The sequence below is a fragment of the Nocardioides sp. WG-D5 genome (assembly GCF_054031175.1).
Window position 1 is genome coordinate 1,885,103 of the sequence record NZ_CM132928.1, and the last position, 18,557, is coordinate 1,903,659.

Here is an 18,557-nt window from a genome sequence, read left to right on the forward strand (position 1 = left end):
CGTGCGGCCCGGGATCACCGGACGCCGGCCCTTCGCAGGGTCTTCAACGCGAGCGTAAGCATCCGGGACCACTGTTCGTGGTTGATCGCGCTGGGCGGCGTGAATCCCTGCAGGCGCTGGTGGGCGACGGTCTGGGCCTCGGTGTACTTAAGCAGCCCGTCGGCGCCGTGCCTGCGCCCGAGGCCGGAATCGCCCATCCCGCCCATCGGTGCGTCGATGCTGCCCCATGCCGCAGCGAAGGCCTCGTTGACGTTGACCGTGCCGGCGTGGATGCGCGCGGCGACGGCTCGACCGTGGGCGCCGTCGCGGCTCCAGACACTGGCATTGAGCCCGTACGCCGTGGAGTTGGCCATCCTGACCGCGTCGTCGATCTCGGAGTAGCGGTAGACGGAGACGACCGGGCCGAAGGTCTCGTGCTCGAAGAGTGTCATCTCGGGGGTGACGTCGGCGAGGATCGTCGGCTCGTAGAACAGCGGGCCGAGGTCGGGACGGGCCGTGCCGCCCGCCAGCAGCGTCGCGCCCTTGGCGACGGCGTCCTCGACGTGGTCGGTGACGGTCGCGAGCTGCGAGGCAGTCGTCAGGCTGCCCACGTCGATGCTGTAGTCGTACGCCGCACCGATCCGGAGCTCCTTCGTCCTCGCCGCGAACGTGGAGACAAACTCGTCGTAGATCTCGTCGGCGACGTACATCCGCTCGACCGACACGCACAGCTGGCCGGCAGAGGGGAAGGACGCCGCGATCGCGCCCGTCACGGTGCGATCGATGGCGGCATCGGGGAGGACGATCATCGGGTTCTTGCCGCCGAGCTCGAGCGAGGCGCCGATCAGCCGCTCGCCCGCCGTACGGGCCAGCTGCCGCCCGCTGGCGGTGGACCCGGTGAACATCAGGTAGTCGGCGCCGGCGAGCAGCGGGTCACCGATGTCGCGGCCGCGCCCGACGACGATCTGCCACACGTCCGCGGGGAGCCCCGCCTCCTTCATCAGGTCGAGCGCCCACAGCGCGGTCAGCGCGGTCTGGGTGTCGGGCTTCTGGACGACGGCGTTGCCGGCCAGCAGCGCCGGGATGGTGTCGCCGGCGGCCATGCTGAGCGGGTAGTTCCAGGGCGAGATCACGGCGACCACACCCTTGGGATGGTGCAGCTCGGTGGTGTGGGTGAGCAGCGGGAACGCCCCACGACGGCGCTTCGGCGCGAGGAGACGCCCGGCGCTGCGGGCGTAGTAGCGGGCCGTGATCGCGATGTCGGTGACCTCGAGGAAGGCATCCCGGCGAGTCTTGCCGTTCTCTGCCTGCATCAGGTCGAGTGCCTCCTCCTGACGCTCGAGGACGAGGTCGTGGAACCGGAGCAGGATGGCCTTGCGGTCGCCGATCGGTGTCGCAGCCCAACCGCCCTGGGCGGATCGCGCCCGCTCGAAGGCGGTCTCGACGTCCTGTGCAGCAGACGAAGGGAGCTCGGCGAGCGGCTTCCCCGTGTAGGGCGCGGTGGTGGTGACCATGGCCGCTCCGGGAGCGGCGGTGACGAGGCCGGCGAGCCGGCTCAGCAGCGCGGGCGTGATCGTGGCGGGAAGACCGGAATCGCGGGTGCGGCCCGGGGCGACGGTGTGGTCGATGGACATGTCGGATCTCCGTGTGATCAGTGCGCTAGGCAGCGGGCCGGACCGAGGTCGGCACCGGCATGTGGAGCGCAGCCTGCGCCTCGGTGGCGACGTCGAGGCGGAGCGTACGAATGGTTTCGAGGGACCGGATGTCGTCCGACATGCGGCCTTCGCCGAGCTCGAGCTCGACACCTCGGGGCAGGCTCGAGCTGCCCGCGGCGAGGACGTTGGTCTGGTTGAGCGTCGACTGCCACCGCTCGCCGACCTTGGTGTAGGAGGTCAGCGACGAGACCCGCTCGCCCGACCGGAACGCGGTCTGCGCCGGGGTCGGCGCGGAGAAGGCGACGTCGACGCCGCCGGCGTCGTTGGCGACCCGTGCGGTGCTGGTCGAGGCGTTGATCTCCACGTCGAGCTCGGTTACCCATTTCGGGAAGCCGTAGCCGTCGTGGCCACGGACCTGCGCGATCTCGGTGCTGACCGGCAGCGAGAAGACGTACGAATACAGGTGGTCGTTCTTCAGATCTGCGATCAGGTCGACGAGACCGAGGCGGCCGTGGCGCGCCGGCCGGACCGCGACGCCGACCGCAGCCTCGGTGTAGAAGTCGATGTCGCACACGTCGTAGCGGAAGAAGATCACCGAGGCGAGCCCGACCCCAGGCACGAGCTCGAGCGGCTCGAGCTCCTCCGGCAAGCGAGCCCGGATCGCCGAGGACCGGGCCAGCATGGTCAGCCGCGCCGAGGACATCCGGTAGTAGAAGTTGGGCGTGTACGTCGGGCCGATCGGCGAGTCCACGCGGGTCTTGGCGAGGGGACGGAAGAAGTCGACCCCGCTCACCCGCGGGTCGCCGGCGACCTCGTCGAGATCGGGGTTCATTCGGAAGCGGTCGTAGAACCCACCCTGCGGGACCTGCACGGTGCGCTCGCCCAGCTCGGCGGTGACCATTTGTCGGGGCTGTTGTCCGGTGGCAGCCATCGAAGGACTCCTCAATGTTAACGATGCTTACATCTAGAGCCTACGGAGCAATGTAAGCAGTGTCAACACTGAGTCGGGCGGCGAGCTCCGGACTAGCCGGCACGCACGGCAAGGATCGCGGCGAACGCGGTGCGCACGCGGTCGGCCACCTCGTCGATCGACTCGACCTGGAGCTTGCCATCCATATGGAGGTAGGCCATCCCGTGCGCGAACGCCCACCCGGCCGAGGCGAGGGCATCCGCGTCAGCATCAGGGAAGACCCTCGTCATCGACAGCGCCAGCAGGCCGTGGATCTCCGCAGCAGCCTCGACGCGCTCCTCGCTACCGGTGTCGCAGGCATTGCCGAACATCACCCGGAACAGCGCCGGGCGGCGCAGCGCGAACTCGACGTACGCAACGGCGAACTCGGCGAGATCGGCCGGAGACTCCGGCAGATCACGCCCCTCGCTCAGATCGGCCTTCAGGTCGCGCAGACCCTGGGCAGCCAGCGCGGACTCCAGGGCGTCACGGTCCTTGAAGTGGCGATAGGGCGCCGTCGGCGAGACCCCGGCCTCGCGCGCCAGCGCGCGCAGGGAGAACGGCTCGCCGTCCTCGAGCATGCGCATCGCCGAAGTCAGGAGCGAGGCCCGGAGGTCGCCGTGATGATAGCCACTCTTCTCGGAAGTTGACACTGCTTACATCCCTTTCTACGCTCATGTGAGCACCGTAAACATACCGTACTCAGGAGCAGTCCATGTCATCCGTATTCGAGCAGTTCACCCTCCCCAGCGGCAGTGTGCTCCCGAACCGGCTGGTCAAGGCGGCCATGGAGGAGAACATGGCCGCGGCCGGCCAGCTCCCAGCCGCCTCCCTCGTCCGGCTCTACCGCCGCTGGAGCCAGGGTGGGGTCGGTCTGATCATCACCGGAAACGTCATGGTCCACGCGGAGGCGCTCACCGGACCGGGTGGTGTCGTTCTCGACGCGGAGTCGCCGCTCGCCCCGTTCCGTGAGTGGGCGAGCGCCGCGAAGAGCGGCGGCTCACAGGTGTGGATGCAGATCAACCACCCCGGCCGCCAGGTCCGCGCCGACATGCCCGGCGTCGCCTGGGGACCCTCGGCGATCCGGGTCGACGTCGGCAAGAACACCAAGCGGTTCGCCCAACCGGTCGAGATGACCGCGACCCAGATCGAGGAGACCGTCGCGCGGTTCGCCGAGACCGCCCGACGGGCCGAGGAGGCCGGCTTCGACGGCGTCGAGATCCACGCCGCCCACGGCTACCTGCTCTCCCAGTTCCTCTCACCCCTGGCCAACCAGCGCACCGACGAGTGGGGCGGCGACCTGGCCGGCCGTGCCCGGCTCCTGCTCGACATCGTCCGGGCCGTACGCGCCGTGGTCTCCCCCGGCTTCGCCGTCGCCGTCAAGCTCAACTCCGCCGACTTTCAGCGCGGCGGCTTCGACGCCGCGGACGCCAAGGCGGTCATCGAGATGCTGGCGCCGCTGGGTGTCGACGTCGTGGAGCTCTCCGGCGGCAGCTACGAGGCCCCGGCCATGACCGGGCAGGCCACCGACGAGCGCACCCAGGCCCGCGAGGCCTACTTCCTGACGCTCGCCGAGGACCTGGCTCGGACCAGCCCGCTGCCCCTGATGCTCACCGGCGGCATCGTCCGGCGGCCCGTCGCCGAGGAGGTCCTGGCCGGCGGCGTCGACCTGGTCGGGATGGGAAGCGCCCTCGCCGTCGACCCCGACCTGCCGAACCGGTGGCGCCACGACGCGGATGCCCGGGTCGACCTGGCGCCGGTCCGGATCGAGGACAAGGCCGTCGCCTCCGCCGCGAGCATGGCCCGCGTACGCCAGCAGCTGCGCCGCCTCGGCGCCGGCCGCCGCACCCGCCCCGCCCTGGACCCCAAGCTGGCTCTCGCCAAGGAGACCTTCCTCCAGCGCCGCGCCCTGCGCCGCTACCGCACCTGGCTCCGGACCCGCAGCGCCTGACCACCAGCGCCTGGCTCGTCCATCGCCTACGGTGAGCATGTGGACCTTCCTGTGATGCCGCCGATCCTGCCGATGCTCGCGAAGCCCGCGAAGGGCGTGCCGACCGACGGCGGGTACGCGTTCGAGCCGAAGTGGGACGACATCGGTTCTAGTTGTACGTAATCGCGCTAGCATGCAACCGTGAAGGCACGGCGCCGCGACGCCGGGCCGCAGACGCGGCGCGGAGTTGGCTACACGCGCTACTCGACCGACGAGCAGGGTTCGACGGCCGAGCAGCGCGCGATCAACGACGCGGTCGCCTCCGAACACGACATCGTCTTGATGCACTCGTTCGCCGACGAAGGTGTATCTCGCAGTCTCGCCGACCGCCCCGGCCTCCAGGAACTCTTCGACTACCTGGAAGCCAACCGCGACGTGCACTACCTGGTTGTCAACGAGCTCGAGCGGCTCACCGCAGGTATCGGGCAGCGCCAGCAGATCACGACCCTGTGCAAGCGACTTGGCATCACGCTCGTGACTGAGGACATCGGCCTGATCGATCCGCACGACGAGGACGCGATGTACGACGCCGACGTACGCGCCGTGAACGCGAAGGGCGAGGTACTCAAGGTCAGGCGCCGCACTCGTCGCAATCTTCGCGCCAAGGTTGCGGCCGGCTCCACGATCGCCATGCGCCCCGCTTACGGCGTACGTATGAAGCCGCTCGTGGTCGATGGCGTCGAGCTTCCCAGTGGGATGCCGGCCTTCGTTGGAGGCCGCAAGGTGCGTTCAGGCGAACTCGAATTGCACCCGGACGAGTACCCCTGGCTCAAGCAGATCTTCGCATGGGCCGACGAGGGCGTGCCGTCCGACGAAATCGCCCGACGGCTGAACTTGAAAGCGGTGCCAACCAAGACACGAAGGTCCGGGTGGGGCGGAAACACCATCAACGGAATCCTCGACAATCCGCTGTACAAGGGTGAACTGGTGTGGGGCCGACGGCAGGTCCTTCGAGACGAGAACGGCAAGTCCTACCTGGAAGCCCGCGACGAGGACGACCCTGGACGTGTCGTGAGGGCGTCCCCGCTCGGTCCGCTCGTGGATCCCGACCTTTGGGACCGCGTGCACACCCAGCGCATGGCTCGACGCGGCGAACGCCGAATGAAGAAGCGCGCCGTTCCCGAGCACGTTCTGGATCGCTTCGTCTACTGCGCCCGCTGCGGACACCGCATGTACGCCCGAGTCGACAATCCGGGCAATCCGAACATGAAGATACGCATCAGGTTCTACTGCCCAGGCACCCGACCTGGAATGGTCGCCAAGGAGGGGTATCCGGGCACCTGTATGCGCGTGAACAGCATGTTGGCCGACCGCATCGTCAAGGGTGTCGGATCGCAGCCGATACGTGGTGGCGCCACGGTCCAGGTCACAGTCAGCCGCGGCGTCTCCAAAGACGAACATGCCCGCCGGAGGGCCGTCTTAGAAGCCCGCATCGCGGAGTCTGAAGCTGAGTGGAAGAACGCCAAACGACTGGCCATCAAGGGCCTTCTCGACGACGACGACCTTGCGTCAACGAAGCGCCGGACAAACGACGCCGTCAGCGCAGCACGGACCGAGCTGGCAGATCTCGGCGACAGTGCGCAGATAGAGATTCTCCCCTTCGCTGGAGAGATAACCGAGCGGTTCGCCGAGCTGGCCCGAGGATTGGAAGACGAATCAGTACCCGTCGCTCTACGGCAGAGACTGCTACGCGACTTCGGCGTGGATCGCATCTACGTCGACAACCCAGACATCCGCGTCGAGCTGCTCTAACGACATCCCTGCCAAGAACGCATCGCGCTTCGCCTTGAACACGGCCAGCGCCCGCACCGCCCGTGCGTCCTGCTCCGGCGTGAGGACCCTGGCCTGCCCGCCGTCGCAGAGCCCGTCTCCGCGTACTCGTCCATGCGAAGCCACCGTGAGAGAACTCGATCGCGCAGGGGGTGTCGACGCGCGTGGCATCGCTTCCCGCCCGGACGCCGCGGTCATGGCCCTGCACCCCCTGATGTAGTCAGCGCAGCATGCCGCGCTCTTACTACCCAGGGTCGAAACCACCCGGCCAGTGGCCACCCCGCCGACAGACAAGCAGCACCTCCAGCTACCTGGAACTGGACCGGGACCACCAAGTCCGCTTCGAGATACCATCGCTGACATGGCCAGCCCGTGCAGGAGCACCCGCACGATCGGACGCAGCGTCCGGTCTGTACGGCTGCCCAGCTACGCCCGCTGTGACGACGAGGACCACGCCAGCTGACACCTGACGCTACCCAATACGCGCCAGGTTCTAGCCGTCCTCATTCCTTTCCGCATCGTCCGGAGTCACAGTCATGCCCACTTATGCGCCGTACCGCCATGTCCTTCTGCTCGTTGCCGCCACCGGCCTGCTGGGGTGTCGGCACCGTCCTCAGCAAGCAAGCCCTCAACCGCGGCGTCGCGCCGCTGACCCTGCTCGTCCTCGAGCTCGCCGTCACGACGCTGCGTCAACGGCTCACGTTGTCGCCCAGCATGGCGAAACTCGCCGCCCTCGGTCTGCTCAACCCCGGCCTCGCCTACACCCTCGGCCTTCTTCGCGCGTACGCCGAGGGCGCCCCGCTCCGGGAGCTCGTCGGCCTCGCCGCCTCCGGAAGCTGCTGGTAGAGGCCGGCCTGGTCGCCCGCGAGCAGCGCGGCCGGTGGGCCTACTTCTCCATCGTCCCGGCGTCCTCGACTCACTCGCCAGCACTCTCATGTCTCACCCCGAGGCACCCGTCACGTCGGCATGCCGAGGATAGGTTCCGGAGTGGCCGGTCAGGCGTGGTTCCAGACCTTGACCGGGCCTAGGCAGCGGCTGAGGTCCGACTGTGCTGGCCTCGCCAACCCGCCGCGACGGCCAGTTGAGGCGATGGGCCGGCGAGGAGATCTAGAGGGTCTTCTCCGCTGAGGGGCTGGCGGGTTCGTGTTGGAACTCGACATGGAGTTCGGATGCCGCCGAGGCCGCGGAAGCGATGGTCTCCGTGGGCACGTCGCACGTCCTAAGAGCCGCTGCGGCGATGCGATGCGCACGTGCGGGGGTCACTGTCCGCCCAGCGCTGCGGATGGCGGTGACGACCTCGACGGAGTGCATCAGCATCTCGCCGAGATCTCGGGCGTCGAGGTCGGCGGCGACGTTGGGCGAGGCGATCTGCAGGCCGAGTCGGCCGTAGGCGTCGATGAGTTCTTGGCGTGCGTCGCGGAACTCGGCGTAGACCTCGCTGTTGGCCACATCGGCCTGCCCGTAGAGGATGCCCTCGTTGTGGGGTGACTCAGCCAGAGTGCGGACGTCGATGAGGGTGAGCAGGTAGAGCGCGGTCTCGTGGGTCTCGGGTGGGACCAAGGCCTCGATCTTGGCAACCTTGTCGACCGTGGGACGTACGGAGCGCTGCAGGAGCTCAGCGAGGATCTCGTCCTTCCCGGCGAAGTGGTAGTAGAGCGAGGCCTGCCGAATGCCGACCTGTTCGGCGATCTCCCGGGTCGAGGTAGCGGCAAACCCCCGTGCTACGAACAGCTCTGCGGCCGCGTTGAGCACCTGGTCGCGCGGCGATGCAGTGCTGGTGGTCGGGATGTGTCGTGGTCGTCCGGGGCTTGCCTGACGGGATCTCATGCGAGCACCGAGACCGGTCGCCACTGGACTGTGTGTTCGTCGGCGGTTGTCGCCACTGCCTTCGCCTCCATCGTATAGAACTGCATAGACGATTATGCAGTTCTATACAATGAATGGCAACGACTAGCACCTTCTCCTAGCGGTCGAACTCGCCCTTTCGGGCGCCGTCAAGGAAGCAAGCCCATTCGTGGGCGTTGAAGATCAGGGCGGGGCCGGTCGGGTCGGTTGAGTCGCGCACGGCCTTCCAGCCTTGTGGGCCGTTGGCAACCTCGATGCAGCCGCCGTCGTTGCCGCTGGTGTCGGCCTTGCGCCAGTTGGTGAACTCCTCCAGGGAGGGTCGGTCAGGGCTCAGCATGATCAATCTCCTTCTTGTTGGGTTGGTGCAACTTGATCCTGCGCTAGCAGGCTAAGCCAGGTCTGAGACTCTTCGGGCGAAAGTGCCGCGCGAAGCATCTGCTCCCAGACGATGGCGTAGATCTTGAGGTCGTCCGTTCCTGCGACGGTGACGCCGTGACTCGGCGTCTCGATCTGAACGTGCTCCTCATAGTCGCGGAACTTGACCCACACGAAGCCGCTCAAGGGCGGCATCGACATCGGTGCGTCCTGGGGGATCACCTGGATCGTCACCCTCGGCGCCTGTGCGAACTCGGCCAGATGTGCCCACTGGCGCAGGCGTACGTCGTGTTGTGCCATGGGCACCCAGCGGACTGCCGTCTCGGTCGCGACTACGTGATAGGCGGGGCCGTCGATGTTCGGGTCGCGTAGCCGTTCGCCACGTTCCATACGTGCCGCCACGGCTGCGTCGACGTCGGTGTTCGCGGTGAGGTGTGATGCCTCGATGACCGCGTGGGCGTACTCGGGAGTCTGGAGTGGGCCGGGCACGAGGAAGGGCTGGAAGTGGCGGATCTCGGATGCAAGGTCGTCCATGGCCAGCAGTTGCCTTTGGCGTTCTTCAAGGGTGCCTCGGTGGACGGCCTGCCAACTGCCTACCTCGGTGAGCACGGACTCGGCCAACTTGAGGACCTTGGCGCGCTCTTCTTTGTCGGCTTTGACGGCGTCCAACCACCGGGTGACCAGGTCGATGCTCGGTTTCACCGTCACGCTGGTCTCGACGCGGGAGACCCTGGCCTGAGATGTTCCGAGCTGCGCACCCAGCTGCATTCCAGACAGCCCAGCGGCGCTGCGAAGGCGACGCAACTCCGCGCCGAGCGCTCGGCGTCGCTGGATCGGTGACAGTTCCACGGGGATCCTTCCAACCCGGAAAGGACCCGGGCTCTTATGCAGTCTGATGCAGTCTAGGGCCTGGAGGTGCCAGAGCGCTCGCTGTACCATCGCGGTCATGACTGCCGGACTGTTCAGTGTCGGGGACTACCGGCTCAAGGTCGATACGTCAACGGACGGCGTGGGTGGACCCGCCGTGGTCCTCGTCTCGGGCACCGGCGATCACAGCAGTGACGGCTTCGGCGAGGTGATCCCGCTGCTGTCCGGACTGTCGCTCGTCTGCTATGCACGCCCTGGCTTGGGAGAGAGCGACCCGGCCCCAGTCACAGAGCCTCGTGGTGTGCGCGCGGCGGCGCACGAGCTGCACGCATTGCTTGCTGCGGCTGGGATTGACCCGCCGTGGGTGCTGGTGGGTCACTCGTTTGGTGGGCTGATCTGTGAAGTCTTCGCGGCCGAGTGGCCGGGTGAGACGGCAGGGCTTGTCTTCGTGGACGCGAGCGACGCTCAGCTATTTCTCGATGTCGGTCATCCGGTGATCGATGATGGTGAGGGACCGGGAACGATCCCCTTCGACATGGCTGCCTCGGTCCGCGATCTGGCGCAGATCCGCGAGTCGGTTCCGCTGCGCCCGACTGTTGTCGTGGCGAGCCGGCCCGGTCGGTGGCTGGAGTCCAAGACGCCTGACTTCTGGCAGCCCTACACACTCTCCGAGCTCGACGACCGCTGGCAGAAGAATCAGGCTGCCTTGGCTAAACGTCTGGGCGGCGACCTCGTCACCGCCCAGGTCGGTGGGCACTATGTGCAACGCGATGACCCGGATCTGGTCGCCAAGGCGATCCGTCAGGTCAGCACCGTCGTGTGACGAACATTGTTCATGCGGCCGCGCATGAAGTGGGTCGTTAACGCGGATCGGGCCTTGGCAGGCATGCCTAGGTCCCGATTGCACTGTCGAACTTGATGACGCAAAGCGAGACGACCATCACTAGGTGTGTGATGTCCGACGACATGATAAGTGTCGCAGCGGGCCGCGATCAGAGAGTCCGCAACGCACCCGCCGCGGATCTCAGGGAGCAGGAAACGCTCGTGCGCGGCCATCATCGGTGCGGTAGCCCAGGGCGTAGCTCGGACACCGGTCGATGGTTTCGACGAGGTCGTCGACGGTCGCGTGGTGGGCATCGATCCATGGGCGACGTTCCGGCCTGAACACGAGCGGAAGGCCACGAACACATTCTGCGGCGTGCTCGCAGCGCTCCTTCTCCCACGTCACCACGACTCCGGGGGCGCTGTACTCACGGATCGAGTCGCCGTAGGCGGGTGTGTTGTCGTCATCGATGCCCATCACGTCTCCGGGTTGTCGGTTGGTTTGCTGCTAGATCTCTATGAAGTTCCGGGCGGGGAGGACTCCTCCGGGGAACTCGTGGAGTGCCCCGCCGGCGGCGAGGGTGCCGAGGTCGATGCCGACGAACCCGGTCTTGGCGATCAGGTCGAGGATGGTCTGTTTCGCAGTCGTGTCGTCGCTGGAGACGAACAGCAGGCGCCGGCCTCCGGCGACGGTGGGGCCGCTGTCGTACGCATCTGGTTGGAGATGGTTGAAGGCCTTGACGACTGTCGCTCCGGGTGCGTGGGAGGCGACCACCTCGCTCGAGGTTCTCCCGGCGAGGTCGGCTTTGCGGAAGGTGGGTGCCTCGAGCGGGTTCGTGGTGTCGACCAGGATCTTGCCGGACCAGTCCGTGCCGTTCGCGAGGGCCGAGGGCACCTTGCTCCAGGGGACGGAGAGGAAGACGAGGTCGCAGGCAACAGCCTGCGTGGCGTCTCCGGGGGTGACCGCCGGCCCGAGCCGGTCGGCCAGGGGTTTGATGCTGGCAGCGCCGCGGCTGTTGCTGACCACGATGTCGGTGGCGCCACTGCGGGCAAGCAGGCCTGCCACGGCACCGCCGATGGCGCCGGTCCCGAGAAATCCGATGCTCATCAGCTGGCCTTGGGGGTGGGCGTGAAGCCCTTCTCGGCTAGCCACTTGAGGACGATGTCGGCGACTTCCTTCCAGCCGTTGTCGATCGTCAGCGAGTGTCCACGGCCCTCGATCTGGGTCAGCTCGGTGTCGGCTGCTGAGTCCCGGTACTGCTTGAACGTGCCGCGGGTGGAGACGTCGGGCACCGTGTGGTCGGCGGTGCCGGACAGGATCAGCAGCGGTCCGCGGGTCTCGTTGGCGGTGTCGACCTTGGCCGGCGAGTTCGGGGAGAAGTTGGCGAAGCCGGCCTCGAAGAGCGGCTTGCCCGGCGAGGGGATGTTCCACTTCTCCCATAGGGCGTCGGATTCGGCTGGGTCGAGGGCGTTGCCGAAGCCGTAGCGGAACTGCTCGACGGTGAGGGCCTTGGCCTTGCTCTTGTTCGCGGGGTTGCCCAGAACCGGGAACGCAGACTTGAGCTGGCTGAACGGCAGCGGCTTGACGCCCTTGATCGGTGCGGGGTCGATGGCTACGGCGCCGGCGATGCAGTCGCGACCGAGGAGCTTCTCGGCGATGAGCCCGCCGAAGGAGTGCCCGATGACCACGGGCCGCTCGGGCAGGGCTTGCAGCTGCGTGGTGAAGTGGTCGGTCAGGTCATCGATGCCGTATCCGGCCTGAGCGTCGGGGTTGGCCCGGGTCTGCTCGATGGTGTCGGCCTCTCCGGGCCATGCCGGGGCCGTGGCGGGGTAACCGTGCTCGGCAAAGTGGTCGATCCATGGTCCCCAGGCTTCCTTGGAGATCCATAGCCCATGCAAGAAGACGATATTCGTCATCATCAGCTCCTTCGTGACTCGGCGATGCTCGAAATGCTAGGGCGGCGCTCGTGGTCGCATTTGACTCTGCGTGCACCAGAAACTGGACGAGGTTGCGCCGGATCTGCGTTGGAAATTTGGCTGTTCATTCCCGAGCGACGGCGGGGTCTGCGGCTCTACGATCGAGTTCCCTGCTGAGTGCTGGCAGCGGAGGGTGGGGTGAGACGCCTATGGGCGCAGATGGGCCACGGGCGGCGCCGTTCGTACAGTCTGAGCGGCGCTCTACGAGCGAGATGGAGCGCACCAAGCCGGCGCGCTTTCACCATGTCGGGAACGTGTTCGTTGCCGTCGATCCTCTCGGTCCGCCGTTCCAGGCGACCCGGACGTGGCGTCACATCGCCGCCGAGCCCAGGGACACGCTGATCGTCACCGTGCTCACCCGTGGACGGGCACGGTTTCAGCAGGCCGGTCGCGACCACTTCGCGGGTGCCGGCGAGCTGACCCTGCTCGATGCGACCCGTCCCTACGACCTGGACCTGCCCGATCCGTTCGGAGTCCGGCACTTCCAGTTCAACAAGGCCGACTTGGGCCTGGCCGAGCGGGATCTGGCCGGCCTGTTGGGCGAGCCGATCTTGCGGCATCACCCGCTCACGGGCGTGCTGCCGCGACTCATGGCGCAGCTGTCCGCTCCACCTCCGGTTCTTGTGCCCGATCCCAGGACGCGTCTGGCCGAGGACGTCACCACGGTTCTCGGCTCGTTGCTCGGCGAGGCGATCAATACCGCCACCCAGCCCGACGCAGCCCGGCGAGCCCTGATGATCCGGATCAGGGCGTTCATGGCGGCCAACCTGGGCTCGAGCGACCTGACGCCGGCCGCCATCGCCGCGCAGCATCGGATCTCGCTTCGGTATCTGCATCAGCTCTTCGCGGCTGAGGAGCTCACCGTGGGCCGAACCATCCAAGATGCCCGACTGCGGTGGAGCCGTCGACTGCTGGCTGAGGGACGGCTGACGATCACCGACGTCGCTCACACGACAGGCTTCGTGAGTGGTGCCCACTTCAGCCGCGCCTTCCGAAACGCCTACGACATGACGCCACGAGAGTGGCGACACGATGCATCAACCGACCGCCTTGGAACTGGTCGCATCTAGGGCCGGGCGTGACGGAAGTCCAGGTCGGCGTACTCCCTTTCGCTCGCCATCAGAGCGATCACGAACGGGCACAGTGGCATCACCCGGAGCCCCTCGGCGCGGACGGAGTCCAGCGAGCTCCGGATCAGTTGGGTGGCCAGTCCGTTGCCCTCAAGGCCGTGCGCGACCTCGGTGTGGGTGAAGACCACCAGCTCGCTGGTTCGCTGGTACTCCGCGAAACCGACGGCCTCGCCGGCGACCTGGATCTCGAACCGGTTCATGTCGCGGTTGTCGACGACGCGGAGTCCTTCCCCGTCAGCGACGGTCATCCGCCGGCCCCGGATCGGGTCTCCTTGGCCGCGCGGATGATGGTGGTCGCCACGACCTTCGGGTCGCTGATCATCGACAGGTGGCCTGCCTTGATTCGGACGATGTCGGAGTCTGCGCGCGCTGCCATCTGATGTTGGAGTGCCTCGGGGATGATGTGGTCCTCGGTTCCGAGGACGTAGTAGCTGTCCACGTCATCCCATGCCGGCGCAGCCGCCGGTTCGGCCAGGGCCTGGAGCCGGATTGGGCGCTGCGTCGCCGCGAGCACGGTTTGCTGGCTCGGCCCGATGCCGTTGGCAAACGCGACCGGGAAGACCTCCGGCTTGAGGTACAGATCGACGTCGCCCTCCTCCGCGGAGAGTGGAACGAAGTCGAAGAGGGTGCTCGGGTCGAGCTGACCTTGCGGGTCAAGGATGTGCAGGATGCTCTCGCCTTCTGCTGGGGCGAAGGCGTCGACGTACACCAATGCCCTCACGTCGGGGTCACCCTCGGCTGCCACCGACATCACAGCGCCGCCGTAGGAGTGACCGACCAGGATCACCGGACCTGGTACCGAGGTGTCCAGGTAGGTCCGCAGGTAGTGCGCGTCGCTGGCCAGCCCACGCAACGGATTGGCCGGGGAGACGACCCGGTAACCGCGGTCGACCAGCTGGTTGATGACCCCAGCCCAGCCGCTGCCGTCGGCCCACGCGCCATGCACCAGAACGATGGTCGGGCTTGAGTTTGCGTTCTCGACGGCGCCTGCAGTGGTCGGTAAGTGCGCCGCCGCGCTACCACCGATAGAGGCAGTCATCAGGCCGACCGCCATCACCAATGACGTCAGGGTCCGGTGTCCACCAGAACGTCTCTTCTGTCCTCGCATCGCTGGCTCCTATCCATCGGGGGACACCGCGACCCTAAGATCAGGCGGAGTCGAGCGACAGCACTCCGCACGCGCCCGTGCGCGCACAGTCAAAAAGTGCCGCCGAGATGGGGCCGCAACGGAACCACGACCGCTATCTGCGCACGGCCCAGCGGGCGGTCCAGGTCGAGTAGGTCAGGGCAAGTGGCTCAGGCGGTCGGCCATACCCGGAGTGCCTGGTCGGCTAGCTCGTGCAACTCAGTTCGGGAAGCCCCGCCCGTGGCCTGTACCGAGATACCTTGCCCGATTGCGGTCAGCATCCTCGCGAGCGCATGAGGATCGGCGTTCTCGCCGAGATCACCGTCATCGCGAGCGCGTACCAAGCGATCCTCCAACGCCGCGACGCCGGCCTCCCGATGCCCGGCCAACAGACGACGTACGCCTTCGTCATCTGGGCTGCATGCCAAGGCCGACTGCACTAAGAGGCATCCTCGCGGGGATCCAGGGGAGGTGTAGGCATCCGCACAGCCGTGCAGCAGCCGGGCAGCAACACCGTAGGCCGTCGACTCCTCCAGCGCCTCGGCCACGAAGGACCCCGGTCCCTCGAGGTAGCGCTGAGTCGCCAGAGTAAACAGCGTTTCCTTGTTGCCGTAGGCCGCATACAGGCTGCGGCGGTTGATCCCCATCGCCTCTGTCAGGTCGCTCAACGACACCCCCTCGTATCCGTCGCGCCAGAACAGGCGCATCGCGACATCGAGTGTCTCGTCGATGTCGAACGAACGAGGGCGGCCAGCGGGCATCGGAGAACTCCTTGAGTCGGTCGGAATAGACGGCGGGCGGACACAGTTCCGATCAATGATAACCGAACCGATCGATTACTAATTAGAGGAGTAAGACATGTCCCACCAGCCTCTCGCTGGCAAGACGGCGCTCGTGACCGGCGGCTCGCGTGGCATCGGAGCCTCGATCGTGGAGCGCCTTGCTGCTGACGGTGCGGCAGTTGTGTTCACGTACGTCGCTGACGAGGAAGCGGCCAAGGCGGTCGTCGAGCGCATCAGCGCCGCAGGCGGCGTAGCCCGAGCGGTTGAGACCGACAGCGTCGACGCCGAAGCGGTACGCGACACCGTCGCTGAGGTGGTCGCGGTCCATGGCGGCCTCGACATCCTGGTCAACAACGCCGGAGTCGCACACGTGGCTCCCATCGAGGAGTTCCCTGCCGAGGAGTTCGACCGCCTGGTGGCTGTCAACGTCCGCGGTGTCTTCAACACCATCCAGGCCGCCGTCCCGCATCTGCCGCGCGGCGGACGGATCGTGACCATCGGCTCGATCAACGCCGACCGTGTCCCGGTCCCCGGAATCGCCGTCTACTCGCTGACGAAGGCCGCGGTCGCAGGCCTGACACGAGGCCTGGCGCGCGAGCTGGGTCCGCGAGGCATCACGGTCAACACCGTGCAGCCCGGTCCGACAGCCACCGAGATGAACCCCGACGAGGGCGATTTCGCCGAGGCGATGAAGTCCCTGATGCCGCTCGGGCACTACGCACAGCCAACCGACATCGCCAGCGCCGTCGCCTACCTCGTCCGCCCCGAGGCCCGGTTCGTCACGGGCACCAGCTGGGACGTCGACGGTGGCTTCGCTGTCTAAGTACAACTCGCACGACGACGAACCAATACAGAAACAGGAGATCAACATGACCAGCATCGGAATCATCGGCGCCGGCGGAATCGGCTCTGCCCTCGCTCGCCGACTCGCCACCACCGGTTCGCAGATCCTGCTCGCGAACAGCCGGGGCGCCCACACGGTCCGCGTCCCGGATGACCGTGTCACCGCAGTCGACATCACCGAAGCCGGAAAGGCGGAGATCGTCGTCCTCGCCGTTCCGTGGAACCGCCTCGAGGCGGCGGTGGCAAAAACCGGCATCACCGACTGGGACGGGAAGATCGTCATCGACCCGACCAACCCGCTCAGCGCTCCGGACTTCCGCCCCGCGAACCTCGGGGATGCGGCCTCGAGCACGCAGCTCGTGGAGAAGCTCGTCCCAGGCGCGAAGGTCGTCAAGGCGTTCGGCACGCTGACACCTGCAGACCTCGGTGCCGATCCGACCGCAGCCGGCCGACGCGTGGTCTTCATCTCCGGCGACGACAAGACCGCGAACCGCACAGTCACCGCGCTGGCTACCAAGGCCGGCTGGGCACCGATTGACCTCGGCCCACTTGCCGTCGGCGGCCCGCTCCTGCACTTCCCCGGCGGGCCGCTGCCTACCCTGCGCCTCCGTCTCGAGCGCTAAGAGCGCAGGTGCGTACGACTGCGGGCGTCTTCGGCTTAGAGAAGGCGCCCGTGGCGGGTGCAACACCTGATGGCGCGGTGCTGCGAGAATGACATGATAACTGTCATTCCCATGTCGTCATTTCGGGAGGAATCCAGCCGCGAGGAAAGGTGTTCAGGGCGGTTGGCAAGCCACTGCAGCAGTCCCACCGGCGGGGCGGTCAGTACCCGCATGGGCGCAAAGAGCGTCCCGGCACCAGCAGGTGGGCCAACTCGTACCGGCCGCCGAGCGGCCACCGGTCACCCGAGGCCAACCTGGCCGCAATCGCACCCCACCGCCAGCACCAGTCCGAGCTCGTCGACCAGGCAGCGCGTCCGCCGTCACAGCCAACCAGGCTGACTGCGGGGTCGCTAGTTTTCCGGGACTTCGAGGCGAGTGACACCGACGGCGTACTCGCGATTGTCGGAGATGACCGGGTCAGGTACTGGCTCAGCTTCGCATCTCGTGATCGAGATGAGGCGCAGGCCATGCTCGACGGGATCCTGGAGCGACAACTCGACACTCCGCGCTGCGAGTACTACCTCGCCATCACTGAATCGGCCTCGCCCGGGGTTGTCATCGGGTCCGTCCGTCTCGGCCCGGGAGGAGTCAAGGCCGCTGACCTGGGTTATGCATGCGATCCGAGTGGAAGGGCCGCGGCTTCGCTCGTACGGCGGTGTCGCGAATGATCGAGTCCGGGTTCGATGACCTCGACCTGCACCGACCGACCGCCAACATCGGCCCCGAGAACATTGCCAGCATGCGGCTGGCCGAGTCGCTCGGCTTCCAGCGTGAGGGCACGATCCGCGACCACGTACACGCCAACGGGGCCTGGCGCGACAGCGTCTCCTTCTCACTGCTCGAAGACGATTGGCCGCGCGCAGCCGGGTGAGCGTGCTGCCCGACTCCAGGTCCGGCTCCAAGAAGGGACCGTCACCTTCCAGATAGTGCTACCTCAGATCAGGTATCGGGCGCGATGGCGGGTGCCAGGTCGAGCGTCCCGATCTACCGTCCGAGGACCGGGTCAGCCACCTTCGTAAAGGTCGGACCCACTAGGTGGCAGCGGCGGGCCCGCGCGGGCCCGCTCTGACATGCTCAGGGTGGGCCCACCATGTCGCGATCGATGTAACGGCAGATCAACGCTCAGGCCCCGAGGCGCGGCAGGCACCTCATGGCAGTCTCCGGTCGATCCATCGGAGGACCGGGCCAATCACCGGGCGTTCGTGCCAGCCACGACCGATCACGGCAGCACGCATCTGAGCCAGACTGCGACGCAATCCCACGCGCATCCCACGGCGCCCTGCGTTGGCACGCAGGTGCGCCCGACGACGTACCCATCGGGCGCAGTCGAAGCAGAGCGCGACCTCGGGATGAGCGCCAAGCTGGACGACTTCTCCGGCGGGAAACTCCTTGTCACAACACCAGCAGCGCCGCTGTTCATCGGCGTCCGGCTCTGCTTGCGTTGTCATCGTTTCAGCATCCTCCAGACCACCGACGTGTGCAACAGGACCGGGAATCAGAAACGGCCAGGGCACCCCTGCAACTTCGTGGGACGCTCGCCGGGGGTGGACCCACCGATACCGACGACAGTGGAGACTCCACCGACAGTTAGAACCGCGAACCCCGGGTCGATCGCCGGGGGCCGCGGCACCGACGGCGCCATCGTGGTGTCACTTCCCCACCTCGCGAGCAGGGAGAAGTCACCCCGACTGCTCCGTCAGTGGGCGCTCGGTAACCATCTGGACACCAGCGGATGCGCCCGACGACAGAAAAACACGACAGACCTCTTTCATTCCCACTCCCCTC

Annotated in this window: 19 protein-coding genes and 1 pseudogene; 8 read left to right on the forward strand and 12 right to left on the reverse strand. The window is 67.0% G+C overall.

The features are described 5' to 3' along the window. Positions 1-14 precede the first annotated feature (14 nt). From ACWZJV_RS09110 to ACWZJV_RS09120, 3 genes are all read right to left on the reverse strand, one after another. Entirely contained in the window at positions 15-1,613 is a 1,599-nt protein-coding gene (locus ACWZJV_RS09110; RefSeq protein WP_457181215.1) for a succinic semialdehyde dehydrogenase, read from the reverse strand. Between the two features lie 25 nt (positions 1,614-1,638). Next, positions 1,639-2,535, reverse strand: coding sequence for an acetoacetate decarboxylase family protein (locus tag ACWZJV_RS09115; RefSeq protein WP_457181216.1), 897 nt, complete (start codon positions 2,533-2,535; stop codon positions 1,639-1,641). A 122-nt stretch (positions 2,536-2,657) separates the two neighbouring features. Then, the gene (locus ACWZJV_RS09120) at positions 2,658-3,170 is read right to left on the reverse strand and encodes a TetR/AcrR family transcriptional regulator (protein ID WP_457181217.1); all 513 of its coding nucleotides are present in this window, start codon (positions 3,168-3,170) and stop codon (positions 2,658-2,660) included. Positions 3,171-3,298: 128 nt separating this feature from the next. Between ACWZJV_RS09120 and ACWZJV_RS09125 the strand changes: the two genes are divergently transcribed. The 3 genes from ACWZJV_RS09125 (at position 3,299) to ACWZJV_RS09135 (ending at position 7,189) form a co-directional block, all read left to right on the forward strand. Beyond that, the gene (locus ACWZJV_RS09125) at positions 3,299-4,534 is read left to right on the forward strand and encodes an NADH:flavin oxidoreductase/NADH oxidase family protein (protein ID WP_457181218.1); all 1,236 of its coding nucleotides are present in this window, start codon (positions 3,299-3,301) and stop codon (positions 4,532-4,534) included. A gap of 180 nt (positions 4,535-4,714) precedes the next feature. After that, complete coding sequence (locus tag ACWZJV_RS09130) at positions 4,715-6,325, forward strand: recombinase family protein (protein ID WP_457181219.1); 1,611 nt, start codon at positions 4,715-4,717, stop codon at positions 6,323-6,325. 564 nt (positions 6,326-6,889) lie between these two features. Next, entirely contained in the window at positions 6,890-7,189 is a 300-nt protein-coding gene (locus tag ACWZJV_RS09135) for a hypothetical protein (protein ID WP_457181220.1), read from the forward strand. Between the two features lie 261 nt (positions 7,190-7,450). Here ACWZJV_RS09135 and ACWZJV_RS09140 read toward each other — a convergent pair whose 3' ends face one another. The 3 genes from ACWZJV_RS09140 to ACWZJV_RS09150 all read right to left on the reverse strand — a co-directional run bounded on the left by ACWZJV_RS09140 (position 7,451) and on the right by ACWZJV_RS09150 (position 9,412). After that, positions 7,451-8,170 carry a TetR/AcrR family transcriptional regulator gene (locus ACWZJV_RS09140; protein ID WP_457181221.1) on the reverse strand — a complete coding sequence of 240 codons (720 nt, stop codon included), beginning with the start codon at positions 8,168-8,170 and terminating at the stop codon, positions 7,451-7,453. A gap of 136 nt (positions 8,171-8,306) precedes the next feature. Next, complete coding sequence (locus ACWZJV_RS09145) at positions 8,307-8,525, reverse strand: DUF397 domain-containing protein (protein ID WP_457181222.1); 219 nt, start codon at positions 8,523-8,525, stop codon at positions 8,307-8,309. A gap of 2 nt (positions 8,526-8,527) precedes the next feature. Then, positions 8,528-9,412 (reverse strand): helix-turn-helix domain-containing protein, encoded by an 885-nt coding sequence (locus ACWZJV_RS09150; protein WP_457181223.1) that lies wholly within the window; start codon positions 9,410-9,412, stop codon positions 8,528-8,530. Positions 9,413-9,509: 97 nt separating this feature from the next. Here ACWZJV_RS09150 and ACWZJV_RS09155 point away from each other — a divergent pair, with 97 nt between their 5' ends. Then, positions 9,510-10,253, forward strand: coding sequence for an alpha/beta fold hydrolase (locus ACWZJV_RS09155; protein ID WP_457181224.1), 744 nt, complete (start codon positions 9,510-9,512; stop codon positions 10,251-10,253). 201 nt (positions 10,254-10,454) lie between these two features. Here the strand turns inward: ACWZJV_RS09155 and ACWZJV_RS09160 are convergent, their stop codons facing one another. The 3 genes from ACWZJV_RS09160 to ACWZJV_RS09170 are packed head-to-tail and all read right to left on the reverse strand — an operon-like array spanning position 10,455 to position 12,169. Next, complete coding sequence (locus ACWZJV_RS09160) at positions 10,455-10,730, reverse strand: (4Fe-4S)-binding protein (protein ID WP_457181225.1); 276 nt, start codon at positions 10,728-10,730, stop codon at positions 10,455-10,457. A gap of 30 nt (positions 10,731-10,760) precedes the next feature. Then, entirely contained in the window at positions 10,761-11,360 is a 600-nt protein-coding gene (locus ACWZJV_RS09165; protein WP_457181226.1) for an NADPH-dependent F420 reductase, read from the reverse strand. After that, positions 11,360-12,169, reverse strand: a complete 810-nt coding sequence (locus ACWZJV_RS09170) for an alpha/beta hydrolase (RefSeq protein WP_457181227.1) — start codon at positions 12,167-12,169, stop codon at positions 11,360-11,362. The genes ACWZJV_RS09165 and ACWZJV_RS09170 overlap by 1 nt, the downstream gene beginning before the upstream one ends. Positions 12,170-12,441: 272 nt before the next feature. Between ACWZJV_RS09170 and ACWZJV_RS09175 the strand changes: the two genes are divergently transcribed. Then, a complete protein-coding gene (locus tag ACWZJV_RS09175; RefSeq protein WP_457181228.1) occupies positions 12,442-13,299 on the forward strand; it encodes a helix-turn-helix domain-containing protein in 858 nt (285 codons plus the stop codon). Here the strand turns inward: ACWZJV_RS09175 and ACWZJV_RS09180 are convergent. The 3 genes from ACWZJV_RS09180 to ACWZJV_RS09190 all read right to left on the reverse strand — a co-directional run bounded on the left by ACWZJV_RS09180 (position 13,296) and on the right by ACWZJV_RS09190 (position 15,246). After that, the gene (locus ACWZJV_RS09180) at positions 13,296-13,607 is read right to left on the reverse strand and encodes a GNAT family N-acetyltransferase (protein ID WP_457181229.1); all 312 of its coding nucleotides are present in this window, start codon (positions 13,605-13,607) and stop codon (positions 13,296-13,298) included. The two genes, ACWZJV_RS09175 and ACWZJV_RS09180, sit on opposite strands and share 4 nt — an antisense overlap. Further along, a complete protein-coding gene (locus tag ACWZJV_RS09185) occupies positions 13,604-14,467 on the reverse strand; it encodes an alpha/beta fold hydrolase (RefSeq protein ID WP_457181230.1) in 864 nt (287 codons plus the stop codon). The genes ACWZJV_RS09180 and ACWZJV_RS09185 overlap by 4 nt, the downstream gene beginning before the upstream one ends. 188 nt (positions 14,468-14,655) lie before the next feature. Next, positions 14,656-15,246 carry a TetR/AcrR family transcriptional regulator gene (locus tag ACWZJV_RS09190; RefSeq protein WP_457181231.1) on the reverse strand — a complete coding sequence of 197 codons (591 nt, stop codon included), beginning with the start codon at positions 15,244-15,246 and terminating at the stop codon, positions 14,656-14,658. A 97-nt stretch (positions 15,247-15,343) separates the two neighbouring features. Here ACWZJV_RS09190 and ACWZJV_RS09195 point away from each other — a divergent pair, with 97 nt between their 5' ends. From ACWZJV_RS09195 to ACWZJV_RS09205, 3 genes and pseudogenes are all read left to right on the forward strand, one after another. Next, positions 15,344-16,090 (forward strand): SDR family NAD(P)-dependent oxidoreductase, encoded by a 747-nt coding sequence (locus ACWZJV_RS09195; RefSeq protein WP_457181232.1) that lies wholly within the window; start codon positions 15,344-15,346, stop codon positions 16,088-16,090. Next, positions 16,074-16,733, forward strand: coding sequence for an NADPH-dependent F420 reductase (locus ACWZJV_RS09200; protein WP_457181233.1), 660 nt, complete (start codon positions 16,074-16,076; stop codon positions 16,731-16,733). Before ACWZJV_RS09195 ends, ACWZJV_RS09200 begins: the two co-directional genes overlap by 17 nt. Before the next feature lie 149 nt (positions 16,734-16,882). Next, positions 16,883-17,643, forward strand: a pseudogene (locus tag ACWZJV_RS09205) (GNAT family N-acetyltransferase). The last annotated feature ends 914 nt before the right edge of the window (positions 17,644-18,557 follow it).